The organism is Legionella jordanis (assembly GCF_900637635.1).
GTDB lineage: Bacteria > Pseudomonadota > Gammaproteobacteria > Legionellales > Legionellaceae > Tatlockia > Tatlockia jordanis.
Map to the genome: position 1 here is coordinate 1,283,094 of NZ_LR134383.1, position 13,312 is coordinate 1,296,405.

A 13,312-nucleotide genomic window follows, 5' to 3' on the forward strand; every position below is an offset into this window, starting at 1 on the left:
ATTAATGCTGACTTGTTACCCTTAAAATTTCAGCAAGGGATGTATCTCCTGCCAATACTCGTTTAAAACCGTCTTCGCGAATAGTTGCTGTCTTGGGTCTTAGGTAATTATCAATCGTTTGTAAACTTTCATTTCGGTGAATCATGCCGCGTAAGGTTTCATCCATGGTGATTAACTCATAAATACCAGTGCGTCCACGATAGCCTGAATGATTGCACTGCTCACAACCTTTAGGCTCACATACTTTTGAAATATCTGTATCTGGTTTGAGCCTCATCAACTCCCTTTCATCTTCACGCAGCTGATGTGGGGTTTTGCAATGCGGACACAACTTCCTGACAAGCCTTTGAGCAATCAAACCAACCAAGCTTGAGGCCAAAAGAAAAGATTCTACACCCATGTCATGCAGTCTTGTGATGGCCCCTAATGCGCTGTTGGTGTGAAGAGTGGAAAGTACCAAGTGGCCTGTTAAACTGGCTTGAACAGCAATTTCGGCCGTTTCCAGATCACGAATCTCACCAATCATCACCACATCGGGATCTTGCCGTAAAATGGCCCTGAGACCTTTGGCAAAAGTCATCTGCACCTTAGTATTTACTTGTGTTTGGCCAATACCAGGCAAATCATATTCGATTGGATCCTCAATGGTTAATATATTACGGCTTACCTGATTGAGTTCCGTCAGCATTCCATAAAGCGAAGTCGTTTTACCCGAACCTGTGGGTCCTGTCACCAAAATGATGCCATGAGGTTCAGCGATGAGACTGCGCATCGCCTTTAAAGTCTCTTTAGGCATCCCCAGCAAACTTAAATCGAGTTGCGCCGCTTGCTTATCTAAAATCCTAAGAACGATTCGTTCACCATGGTTAGACGGCAAGGTTGAAACACGCACGTCGATATTATGTCCGCCGATACGAAGAGCAATTCGACCATCCTGTGGTATCCGTTTTTCAGCAATATCCAATTTTGCCATCACTTTAACACGTGAAATTACCAAAGGGGCAATAGCTCGTTGAATTTCAAGCACTTCATTAAGGACACCATCAATACGGTTGCGAACCAGGACTCGATTTTCATAAGTCTCAATGTGAATGTCCGACGCCTTTTGTTTTATAGCCTGAGTAAACAGAGCATTGAGTAAACGAATGATAGGGGCATCGTCTTGCGTGTCGAGCAAATCTTCACTGACAGGGAGTTGGTCTGCTAACAGTGACAAATCCATATCTTCTTCCATCACCTCAGCAGCGTCCAAGACAGAGGATTGAGATTGGTAGACTTGCGCTAAGTGCTGTTGAAACTCAGACTCATTGACCTCTTTAAGAGATAAGTCGCACTGAAGTAGACGTTTAACTTCCGACAAAGTGTGAAGGGATGGATTCGGTAAATGATAAATGAGAGCGCGGCCGTCCTCTTGAGTATTTGCAATCACACCTTGTGTCTTGGCGAAACTGTAAGGAAGGCGTTTTACTCGTTCGGTGGTTTCCATGGATTATTTGGTCATCATAATACGGGGTTGTACTTGTTGCTTAAGTATAACAGTTTGTTGAGCACTCTGACTAAAGGGCCTTGGCAAAGCAGCTTGATTTTGTGAAGGAAGAATGACTTCATTATTGTCCGAATTGTAAGGTTGGCCGCGCAACAATTCCAGCTGTTGCTGGCGAACGTCTGTGTATTTGCCCCCACTTACGTAAAGGGCATCGCTTCGCGTTCTTAATATACAAGGTCGTATGAAGACCATCAGCACACGCTTCTCACGGTTTTGTATGTTGTGTTGAAAAAGACGGCCTACTCCTGGTAAATCGCCTACAATAGGAACGCGAATGTCATCGTTTGCCAGGCTGTCTTGTACGAGTCCCCCAAGTACGACCACATCACCACTTTCCACATGTACGGAGGTGACAATGCTTGAAATCTGAAATACAGGGTTATCCGTATTCAAATTGGTTGATGGATCAATGGTGTCATTCCCCTGGTCAATTTGCAGCTGGATGCCATTGCCGCGGGTAATTTGTGGCCTTACATACAAATGGAGTGCCACATTAACTCGGTCAAACGTGGTAAAAGGACTGGCTGTGGTGGTTCCGCCTGCATTATTAGGATAACTGGTAGAAGCTACTGACACCTGCTTACCCACTAGAATTTTTGCTTGACGATTGTCCAAAACCAGCACGGAAGGAGTGGAGAGAATATTCGCTCTATGATCGCGTGCGAGAGCATAAATTTGCGCCTGAAAATCATCTAGCCTGGTTTCAGAGTTAATGATGGCAAAGCCTGGCCTAAAATCTATAGGCCTTCCGGTTTGCTGATCAGAACCCCACTCAATTCCTAAGCTGTTCAAATCGCTTTCGTTAATTTCAGCAACCAAAGCCTCAATCAGTATTTGTGCCGGTTTTATATCCAATTGGCTGATCACCGATTTTAATATGCGAATTAGCGCCACTGGAGCATTGATGATTATAGAATTGGTGTTTGGCTCACCAATAATCTGCACCGTGGGTTTGGTTGTGCCCTCAGTTTGCGTTGCTGCTCCCGTGGTATTAGGGGTGGCTGCAGGATTAGTTGGCGGCGTGATGTTAATGGTTGTTGGGCCTTGATTGCCACTGGACGAGTTGCTCACTAAATTGGAGGCTGGATTGGTACTGTCCAAAGCTGGTCTGGTGATGGTGCCGATGGTGGTGCCGACATTGCCGCTGAAATTGGCCTGCGCTATCCCTGCCAGGATAGGCACCAGATCTTCTGCTCTTAAATAATTAAGATAAACCACTTGCGTGTTGCTATTAATGCCGTATGGACTTTGTCTATCCAGTTTTGCAATTAACAGCCTTAGTCGAATGCGATCAGTTTTACTGCCGCTTATTAAAAGGGCATTGCTGCGATCATCGGCAGCGATCATGGTTTGCGCATGGGCACCCAAACCCGGTTGTGATTTCACCAGATCTTTCAATGTGTTTGCGACGTCCATGGCCAAGGCGTGCTTTAAAGACACCATGTCAATCCCATTTGCTGTTGAACTGTCTACCTGGCGAATGATGTGGACCATTTGCTTAATGTTATTGGCCCTGCCGGATAAAATCAGCATGTTGGATGGGGCATAAGCGGAAACACTACTCCACTGCGGCATTAATGGGCGCAATACAGGCACCAGCTGTTCAGAAGGCACATAATGGACTGGTACCACTGCCACCATCATTTCATCGCCTTGAGGGGGATTCCTCAATTGGCTGAGTAAGTCAGGGGACTGCGTTTTGGCATCAATATTCGGTACAATTTTTATGACGTCGCCGCTAGGAATGGCCGCATAGCCAGAAATCTGTAACATCGATAAAAAGACTTGATACAGAGCCTTATCCGAAATTGCCGTACTTGAAACTATAGATATTTTGCCCTGAACCCTGGGGTCGACAATGAAGTTTTTCCCAGTGACGCGCGACACTTCAGCAATGACGGCACGAATGTCTGCGCCCCGTAAATTCCATAATTTCTTTGTGCCTGTTGTGGACTCGATATTTTCCGCTTGAGCAATGCTTGCCGTTTCTGACGGCAAAGGTTTGGCTTCTACCATTACAGGATTAGCCTGTGCTTTATTCAAGGAAGGTAGAGTTGTGTTCTTGGAAGTGGTTTCGGTCTTGATTTGATCCTGCAGATTCTTGGCTAAATTGTAATCTTCAATTGGTCCAATGCGGACAGAATAGCCATTTTTGTTGCTGGATTGTTCAATAACAATAGGCTGTTTGATTTTTGAAGATAATTTGAATTTGAGCTGTAGCGCATTATTTTGGTGTGCGAAATCGCCGACATGAAGCATGTAAACAGGTTTACCTTCGCTGGTAATCGTCTTTATTGTGACTTCCGCGGCACAAGCTATTGCTAAATGTAAATAAATGATTAGGCAAAATGCTAACTTTCGCATCAAACAACCATAAAATAATGGATAACAAACATCATAACGAAATTTGAAGGCCAGCAATAGAGTTTTCAAGAATTTAGAGTGTTATTAATGAGTTTTCATCGCGCGAACTTAAGAGTTTTTTTCAATTTTTACTTTTATTAACTAAATTGGTTTAAATTTATAATCTTACTGCCAAGACTTCACCTCTATAGCCTCTCTCCAGTGAATCAATACCTGCATAAACATTAATTAAATCTTAGGGGAGGTTTCATTTTTAAAAGGAGGAGAGGTGAGCTGTGTATTGAATGCTAAGGAGTAAGGGCACATCAGGGAGTAAATGCAACGGGTAAGTTGAAACAAAAGTGAACAATTATGATATAATAAGTACTGTTTCCTACCAAAAAATGTATGCTATGAATAAATTACGAAAACTTCTTCGTGCCTATGCAAAAGCGGCTGGTAAGTTTGAGAGCAATGAAGACAACAATCAGGCAATTGAGCTTTATTATCTTTTAAGTCAAGTCGAAACCATGCTATCTGCCATAAAATATGCAGTAGATTATGATAGAGAAAAAATAAAGAGATTTGATGAATATTTTTGGCATTATATTGAAAATCTTAAGACTGTAATGCTCAATCCCATTCGGGGGTCAAGAAGTTATTATCTGGTTTCCCAAAGCCTGGCAGCAATGGACGATGCCATTCAAGAATTAAGAGGTAGAATTGAATTTAAAAAAGAGCAATTGACAGGCAATCAAGAAGCAGAAAAACTGAAATTGCTCCAGCTCCAGGAAGAGCGTCTTGAAAATTTTGAAAAACACTTCCAGGAAATCAAACAGCTGACTGAAAAAAACCTTGATGAATTTAACAGGGCACATCTTAAGCAAGACGAAACATTAAAGATTAAAAAAGAAAGCACTTTTGGCGAAAGCTCAGATGGTATTGGTAGAGATCCTTACAATTTACGCTCTTTTCAAGAGCAGAATGAAGGTTCAAGGCTCGAGCTTCTTAAAGAATTAGCTCCTCATTTACTAAAAGCAGGTGCTGATAATATTCCACACATTTTTCATACGATTTGGCTGGGGAGTGAATGGCCGGCTTTGGGGGTAAGGGAAACTACCCTTCTCAATGAAGAAAAAGGGGCTTATACAGTCAATCCTTTGGAAGATAATGTGACCTCTGTCAAGCGCAGTAACCCAGATGCCGCTCATTTGTTTTGGACAGACCGAGAAATTATTCCAGATTCGATGCAGCGCTGGTGTGATGATAGAGGAATTAAACTTGTCCAAATTCAATCAATTTTCCCATTAAAAGGGGATGACTTAGAGAAAAAACTCTATTCTTTCTATGTTAATGAAAAAGCCCGTCAAAGTTATGCTGCTGCAGCGGACATACTGCGGCTCATGATATTGCGTTCAATTCCTGGTATCTACCTGGATATTGATATTCGAGTGGATAAAGAATTACAGGAAATAGAAGCGAAATATGGAATAAGGCTTAACATCGGTAAAGTAAAATACGGCTATGATTCTTCCCTTACCAAGGAAGGTTCCTGCAACAACGATATCATTATGGCTAATGAACAAGCTAAGGAAACCTTGGAAGGGTTCTGTAGAACCCTTATAGAAAATTATGAAAAAACTTATGAGGAAATTTTTGCAAAACCTACTCCTGTTGACCACAAAATAATTGAATACAAAAAACAATTTAAAACGGTTGATTATTATTATCTGTTTAAACTGACTCCTATGTTAACTACAGGGCCGGGTATTGTCAGCGAGTACTACTATCGTACTAGAGACCATCGTGCTTTTGAGGATCACAGCGTGAATGGCAGCCCATTTTTTATGGAAAACGTGCAAACCTGGATCAGGAGGAAAGAATATGGGGACAATACGTTGATGTTCCGCTTTGATAGCCGAGAGTCCGCTATCGAGCATATTGTCACTTATATCCTGCACGATTTAAAAAGGGAGCCTCGTGTCTTACGTTTAGAAAATTACAGGAGTGCTCTTGAAGAATTTGGTATTGGTGATGAGGTCGTGCAGATATTGTTTACCCATGCTAAAGAAGAGTTGCGAGGCATTGAAGCCATCACTGGCTTGGAGAAATATTGCACAGACTTAAATACCCTAAATGTTATTTTAGAGGCTAAAGGACAATTGAAAAATTTTGATTTTGGGCCTCTTAGAGCACTGGTTTCGAGCAAATATGAAGCCAACCTAAAACAAATTTTAAATCTTTTGGATTCACACAACTACGAATTACGGGGCGGAGGAGTAAAGATAGGTAATAAAAGTTACTCACACAGCGCATACGAGATAAGAAACATCGTCGCTAAAGTATTAGACCAGGGCTCCATTTCACCTAAAAAATATTCGGATGTAGTTTGCGATATTGAGTTTATATTGTTTAACAAAGACAAAGCGACTAAGGGAAGCCATTTTTTTGGTTGGGGCGCAAGAGCTGCTTCTACAGTCAAGTTGTATAATGATATTCGAGAGTTATTCTATAGACCAGTCCAGGAGGATAAGGGCTTTGACCACGGAAGTGCTGCTGCTGTTTCACTAAAGTAGTGCTTCTTTAAAATAAAAGCATATAAGAATAATCTTGAAGGAGGTTGCCTTTCAGCTCACAAGCATGCCGGTTTACCTAACAAATGTAGGGCAAAACCTCCGCTCGGCATGAGGTAGCAAGTATAGTCGGTCCTGCCTTCATGCTCCTCATAAAGAAATTCAAAGAATTTCATCAATTAGCATCCAGTATATTTTGAACTATGCAAATAGATGATTTTTGGAAAGCAGTAGTGTTGAATTGTCGGGTCGTGGCCCGACCTACATAAATGTTCGATGCCCTAAACATAGTTTCTGTCAAGCTCTGGCTTTCAGGCAAAACATTCTGTCAGTGAAAGAAAAGATTATTCTTATGTGGCGGTTTGTAAGTCTCACGGTACTACCATGAGTTTCCATGGAAAATGAAAATCAAAACAAGTTTATGTTTACCGAAGTTTGAAGATTATGGGACTCGTATTAGGGTGCATTTTGGTTAAGTAGAAGTGCCCTCAGCATTAGGAAAGACTCAGTATTTTTTGAAATTGGCTAAAGCTTGAAAAAAAGGGTTGGGTATGGTGGCTATGGGTGGACTCGAACCACCGACCTCAGCATTATGAGTGCCGCGCTCTAACCGGCTGAGCTACATAGCCACAAGAGGCCGTGATTTTGTCTCTTTACGCCTTTGATGTCAATACTCATAAAATAAATTTTAGGAATATTTTATTTGATTCCACTAGAAGAACTACGAATTGGGCTTTATAAAGTTGGAAAATAGAAAAGAGTATGGGGAGAAACGGATTTCGCGGCTCTCCGCGAAATCCAGAGCATTTCGATTGGGTATTACAAAATCAATAAATAAAGAGCACCAGGGCCTCGCAAAACCTGAACCAAAAGTTGCTTTTTCTGTTCCAAGCCAATGCGTTGTAGTGTATTGACGTTTGGTGTTGGCTGTTTGTTCGCGGAAATAATAATATCTCCTGGACGTAAACCTGCTCGATATCCAGCGCTGCTTTCCAATGCACCAGTCACCTGTACACCGGTGATATGGCCATGCATGGGCGAATCCTGTTCAAAATTCTTAAGGGCTAAGCCATAGAGGAAAGGATTATTCGCTTGTAATTGCTGTTCGTGCTTCTTAACATCTGTTACGACAGCACTGACGGTCATTTCCTTACCTTCTCGTTGAATTGTAAGTTTTGCTTCAGTTCCCACCCGCAATAGACCGATAGTGGATTTTACCTGAGTAGCTTGACTAATTGGAGTGTCATTAATCCGGGTAATAATGTCCCCAGGTCTTAAACCGGCTTTTTCAGCAGGTGAACCTTGATTGACCTGAGCTATGAGCGCTCCTTGAAAGTCTTCAGAGTAACCCATTGCCTGGGCCAGCTCAGGCGTTAAATGTTGTACGAATATTCCCATTAAGCCACGGTGAATAGAACCGTATTTAATCAACTGTTGAGCTACGTCTTTTGCCATGTTGATGGGAATGGCAAAACCAATGCCAACGTTGCCGCCATAAGGCGAAATGATGGCTGTGTTTATGCCGATTAATTCACCTTTTGTATTAACCAGGGCGCCTCCTGAGTTTCCTGGATTAATTGCCGCATCGGTTTGAATGAAATTTTCTACGCCTTCAATGTTTAAATCACTACGCTTTGTAGCGCTGATGATGCCAAAAGTAGCCGTTTGGCTGTTACCGAAACTGTTAAGGCCGAAAGGATTACCTATTGCAACCACAAAATCGCCGACCTCTACTTTATCTGAATCACCAATTGGAAGGCTTTTCAAATTTTTAGCGTCAATTTTTAAAACGGCCAAGTCCGTTTCACTGTCGCTACCGACCAGTTTTGCCTTGAGTCTGCGGCCATCATTCAAGGTGATGGTAATTAAGGATGCATTTCGAATGACGTGATCATTGGTGATGATGACACCGTTTTGAGGGTCAACAATAACGCCTGAGCCTATGCTCTGAAATTTTTTGGGTTTCTCTGCCTGGGCTGGAGGTGCAGAAGGGCGGCTTTGGTTGTCTTCTTCTTCCTCAGCAGCGTTAGGATTAGGGATATAGCCCTGTACGGCCACATTAACAATAGCAGGCATGGCATTTTTTAGTATGGGAGCCCAAGTGCCTAAGGGTTGAACGGTATCGGCGTTGGCGCTAGGCAAGCCAAAATTAAAAAGCAAGATTGCAAATGCGGTACGTATTATTTTAGTCATATTTATTCCGTTTATTTCAAGTGAACCAAATAACTGTTGCCATTCTACCCGTTTGTGGCTCTCGGCGATAGGAAAAAAAGTCTTTTTTTTGCTCAAATGTACAAGCATTTGACTGAAAAACCGCTGAAACTCCTAAATTTGTGAGAATTTTCTCCGCTAAACCGGGTAAATTAGCCTGCCATTTTTCTCCTTTAGGATAAAACTGGTTGCTGCAAAATGGATAATGCCTTTGATAGCTTTCCAGGACGTCTTCTCCAACTTCAAAGCAGGATTGGCAAATGGCAGGACCTACCCAGGCAATTACTTCTTTTGGCGGACTTAGAAGTTTATTTAGGGTATTTTCGATAATCCCTTTGGCTAAGCCTCGCCAACCTGCATGAATGGCGGCAACTTCAGTCCCTTTCCGATTGGACATTAGAATTGGCAAGCAATCAGCAGTTAGAATGGCCAGAGGCTGGGAAGGCTTTCGACTAATAATTGCATCCGCGACTCGATTACTGTCTTCTTCGGCAACTACGCAAATATTGCTATGTATTTGTTCAAGCCAGACGGGTTCTTCCTTCATTCGAAAACACTCTTTAAGACGTGTCCGGTTTAGATTCACATCGTGTGGATTGTCACCAACATGCAGTGCAAGGTTATTGGCCGCATAGGGTTCATGGCTAAATCCCGGTTGTCGCAAAGTGGTGAAGGCTTTTACATTAGCCGGTGCAGTCCAGTTAGCATCAAGTTTAATCAAAATATTTATCCATAACTTCAAGAAGATAACGAAAATCATCCGGTAAAGGAGCCTCGAATGTCAATTCCTCCTGCGACTCAGGATGGAAAAAAGAAAGATAGGCGGCATGCAAGGCTTGGCGGCGGAAATTGCTTATCATTTCTCTGAAATCGGCATCGGCTTGGGCAGGGAAGCGCATTCTGCCGCCATACAAAGGATCACCGACAACAGGATGATTGATATAAGCCATATGAACCCGGATCTGATGAGTGCGTCCTGTTAAGAGTTGTACATCAAGAAGAGTGTAGTCTCCATACTGTTTACGAAGGGAATAACAGGTAATGGCTTCCTTACCTTGGGAACAAACCGCCATTTTCAACCGGTTACGTGGGTGGCGGCCAAAAAAAGTGGTGATTTCACCACCGGAAATGAGATGGCCTTGGACGAGTGTGATGTAGCAGCGATTTATTTCACGAGCCTGCATTTGTCGTATAAGTTTGGTATGTGCAGGCAATGTTTTAGCTACAATGAGTAAACCGGTAGTATCCTTATCGAGGCGATGAACGATACCTGCCCGAGGTAAATTGATTAATTGCGGGGCATGATGCAACAGTGCATTGACCAGAGTGTGCTCTCGGTTACCGGCTCCTGGATGCACCACCAAACCTGCTGGCTTATTGATGATTAGCAAGTGTTCGTCTTCATGAACTACATCAAGGGGAATTTCTTCAGGAAGATTTTCCTGGTTTTGGTTTTCATTGAATTTAACGTTTAATTGTATGTGATCACCCGTTTGAGCTTTATCCTTAGGTTTGCATGTTTTTCCATTTAAAGTAATTTGTCCATCTTTAAGCCAGGAGCTTAGCTGTGATCTTGAAAAATCAGGAAACAGTTGCGCGAGCACCACGTCAATTCTTTGGCCATGATACTCACGGGGTATGAAAACATCTTGGTTGCTTAAGTCAATCATGCCGATACAGGCTCTGTCACCAGGCGGCCTCGTAATGAGTTGGGCAGGGCTTCATTGATATGAACATCAACAAACTGCCCTATTAAACTCGTTGGGCCATCAAAATTCACGACTCGGTTGCACTCGGTTCGTCCGGCAAGTTGCTGCGCATTTTTCTTAGATGTTCCTGTAACAAGAATGCGTTGAGTGCTGCCCACCATGGATTGGCTATAATGAGAGGCTTGGATTAAGAGTCTGTTTTGCAAAATTTGTAGCCTTTGCTTTTTGACTTCCATAGGAGTTTCATCGGCTAAGTTAGCAGCTGGTGTTCCAGGGCGTGGGCTGTAGATGAAACTAAAAGAGGTGTCGAAACCAATTTCGTGCACCAAATCCATTGTTGCCTGAAAGTCTTCATCCGTTTCGCCAGGGAAACCAACGATAATGTCAGTTGAAAGTCGAATATCGGGACGAACTTTACGGAGCTTGCGAATTTTAGATTTAAACTCCATCGCAGTATAGCCTCGTTTCATCATCATTAGAATTTTGTCTGAGCCACTTTGAACGGGTAAATGAAGATGATTTGCCAATTGCGGAATTTCTGCATAGGCATTAATTAGGTTGTCTGAAAAAGCCAAGGGATGAGACGTAGTGAAACGAATCCGGCCAATGCCATCAATTGCGGATAAGTAATGAATCAATAAGGCCAAATCAGCAATATCTCCATTTTCCATCGGGCCGCGGTAATCATTCACATTTTGACCAAGAAGGTTGATTTCGCGAACCCCTTGCGCAGCCAATTGATAGCATTCAGCCAAAACGTCATCGAATGGGCGGCTAATCTCTTCCCCTCGTGTATAGGGAACTACGCAATAACTGCAGTATTTGCTGCAACCTTCCATAATGGACACAAAAGCCACTGGTCCTTCCGCACGCGGGGCAGGGAGGTGATCAAATTTTTCAATCTCTGGGAAGCTGATATCAACGACAGGCTTTTTACTTTTTAAACGTTCTTCCAATAATGCAGGCAACCGATGCAGCGTCTGCGGACCAAATACCAAGTCAACAAAAGGAGCTCTTTTGACAATATCAGAACCTTCCTGACTTGCAACGCACCCACCAACGCCAATAATCACATGAGGATTTTTTTGTTTGTATTCACGCCACTGGCCTAATTGTGAAAATACCTTTTCCTGAGCTTTTTCGCGAATAGAGCAGGTGTTTAAAAGAATAACATCGGCTTCCTCAACGTTCTCAGTTTTAACAAAACCATGGGATTGTTGTAATACCTCAGCCATTTTTGATGAATCGTATTCATTCATCTGACAGCCGTTTGTTTTAATGTATAGTTTGTTCGCCATATTCATCACTTTAAAGATTATTTATCTTGCACAGATTGACAATAGGTTTCTTTAATTTTAGGCAGAATCAATAAAGAAACTAGCATGCCAACAGGTAGTAAAGCTAAGGCCACATGATAGGCTTCAAGTGGATATACCCGCACCTTATCGATGATTTCTCCCTGCCACAGCCTATCCAGAATGAAACCAATAATTGGCTGAGCCAATGCGATTCCGACCATGTTCATCATATTCATGAAACTTAAACCGGTGGCTACGTACCGTTTACTGCACAGTTCTTTTGCCACTGCAAAAGCTGGAAGAAAACCGGCTGAGAAAATACCGAAGCTGAATAATAACAGTTGCATGAGCCAGCCGGAGGATATATTAGCATAAATAAATAGCAAACTGCTGATTAAAGCTCCTACAGCCCCGATATACATAGGAGGCTTTCTCAAGCCAATGCGATTAGAAAATATTCCCCATAATGGGCTTGCTATTGCCCAACCAACAAAAACCAAAGAAATATAATTTGCGGCCGTAGCTTTTGCCAGGTGCATTTTGAACATGAGAAAGGGCACACCCCACAACCCACAAAACACCGGTGTGCTCATGTACATTAATCCACCGTAAGTGGCAACCAACCATAACTGCCGGTTTTTAACAATGGTCCATAAACTAGCACTTAAAGGCTCTTCGTCAATGCTGTGCTTTAACGCGCTCCCACTATGGGGCGAATCCTTGGCCACTATGAGGATTAGTAGAGCAAGGATAATACCAACTGAGCCCATGATAATCATGCTTTTGCGCCAGCCATAGACATCAATTAACAATGCTAATGGAGCTTCGCCCCCTATGGCTCCTAACATTCCGATAGTAACCATCATGCCTGTCAATAGTGCGAATCGTTGGGCTGGAAACCAATTGGCAGCCAACTTCATTGAACCTACCGCAGCAAAGGCAGAGCCAAAACCGATCATTAAGCGTGCAATACAGGCCATAAAAAAGTTGTTGGTTAGCCCAAAAAAGATGGTGCTGATCGCGCAAATCGTTGTCGCAATGGTAAGCAAGCGCTGCGGTCCAAAGTAGTCCATAAGCACCCCGCCAGGCAATTGCATGGCTGCATATGAATAAAAATAGATGCCAGAGAGAATACCCAAAGTTTGGCTGGTTACAGCAAAATCACGCATCAATTCAGTGCTCATTACACTGGGCGAAACTTGAAGCAGGCATTCATAAAAATAGAATAAACAACCTAATCCCCACACAATCCAGGGCAAAAATTTGAGCGATTTTTGATTGGGCGCCACGGGCTGTGTACTGCTATAATCCATCGACGTTTTAACTCCTGTCTGTTGTTGCGATCGTTTCAGCTGTTACGAATATCAAATGCAAACTGGTTTGTAACAGGTAAAATGGCAAATACTATCATCTGCATAACATACTGTCTATTCTGTATGCAGTTAAATTCTTCTTGTAAGAACATACTTCAACAAGAGGGATTCTGTTGCAATTTGGCTAACCACGGTTTCTTCTAGCGATCTCCAATTCCAGATTTATTTTGTTGCTGCCGACCTCTGTTGATGAAGCATGTTATCCAAGTTAGGAAAAATTTTAATAAAATAAAATAATTCTATTTTTCTTAAAATTCCT

Annotated in this window: 8 protein-coding genes and 1 tRNA gene; 1 reads left to right on the plus strand and 8 read right to left on the minus strand. The window is 42.6% G+C overall.

What is annotated here, in order from left to right; all coding sequences use genetic code 11:
• Window position 1: 1 nt before the first annotated feature.
• Together lspE and lspD are read right to left on the minus strand one after the other, a co-directional pair.
• Window positions 2-1,486: a GspE family T2SS ATPase variant LspE gene (lspE, locus tag EL203_RS05840; RefSeq protein WP_058470063.1), complete on the minus strand. Its 1,485-nt coding sequence runs from the start codon at window positions 1,484-1,486 to the stop codon at window positions 2-4.
• Window positions 1,487-1,489: 3 nt separating this feature from the next.
• A complete protein-coding gene (gene lspD, locus EL203_RS05845) occupies window positions 1,490-3,910 on the minus strand; it encodes a GspD family T2SS secretin variant LspD (protein ID WP_058470062.1) in 2,421 nt (806 codons plus the stop codon).
• Window positions 3,911-4,302: 392 nt separating this feature from the next.
• Here lspD and EL203_RS05850 point away from each other — a divergent pair, with 392 nt between their 5' ends.
• Entirely contained in the window at window positions 4,303-6,465 is a 2,163-nt protein-coding gene (locus tag EL203_RS05850) for a glycosyltransferase (protein ID WP_058470061.1), read from the plus strand.
• Window positions 6,466-7,014: 549 nt separating this feature from the next.
• Here the strand turns inward: EL203_RS05850 and EL203_RS05855 are convergent.
• The 6 genes from EL203_RS05855 to EL203_RS05880 form a co-directional block, all read right to left on the minus strand.
• A tRNA-Met gene (locus EL203_RS05855) sits at window positions 7,015-7,091 on the minus strand.
• A gap of 190 nt (window positions 7,092-7,281) precedes the next feature.
• Complete coding sequence (locus tag EL203_RS05860) at window positions 7,282-8,655, minus strand: Do family serine endopeptidase (RefSeq protein ID WP_058470060.1); 1,374 nt, start codon at window positions 8,653-8,655, stop codon at window positions 7,282-7,284.
• Window positions 8,656-8,671: 16 nt separating this feature from the next.
• On the minus strand, window positions 8,672-9,394 hold the full coding sequence (pgeF, locus tag EL203_RS05865) for a peptidoglycan editing factor PgeF (protein ID WP_375232616.1): 723 nt from the start codon (window positions 9,392-9,394) through the stop codon (window positions 8,672-8,674).
• Window positions 9,387-10,343, minus strand: coding sequence for a 23S rRNA pseudouridine(1911/1915/1917) synthase RluD (gene rluD, locus EL203_RS05870; RefSeq protein ID WP_058470058.1), 957 nt, complete (start codon window positions 10,341-10,343; stop codon window positions 9,387-9,389). Before rluD ends, pgeF begins: the two co-directional genes overlap by 8 nt.
• Entirely contained in the window at window positions 10,340-11,680 is a 1,341-nt protein-coding gene (miaB, locus tag EL203_RS05875) for a tRNA (N6-isopentenyl adenosine(37)-C2)-methylthiotransferase MiaB (RefSeq protein ID WP_082647128.1), read from the minus strand. The genes rluD and miaB overlap by 4 nt, the downstream gene beginning before the upstream one ends.
• 17 nt (window positions 11,681-11,697) lie before the next feature.
• Window positions 11,698-12,993, minus strand: a complete 1,296-nt coding sequence (locus EL203_RS05880) for an MFS transporter (protein WP_058470056.1) — start codon at window positions 12,991-12,993, stop codon at window positions 11,698-11,700.
• Between the last annotated feature and the right edge of the window lie 319 nt (window positions 12,994-13,312).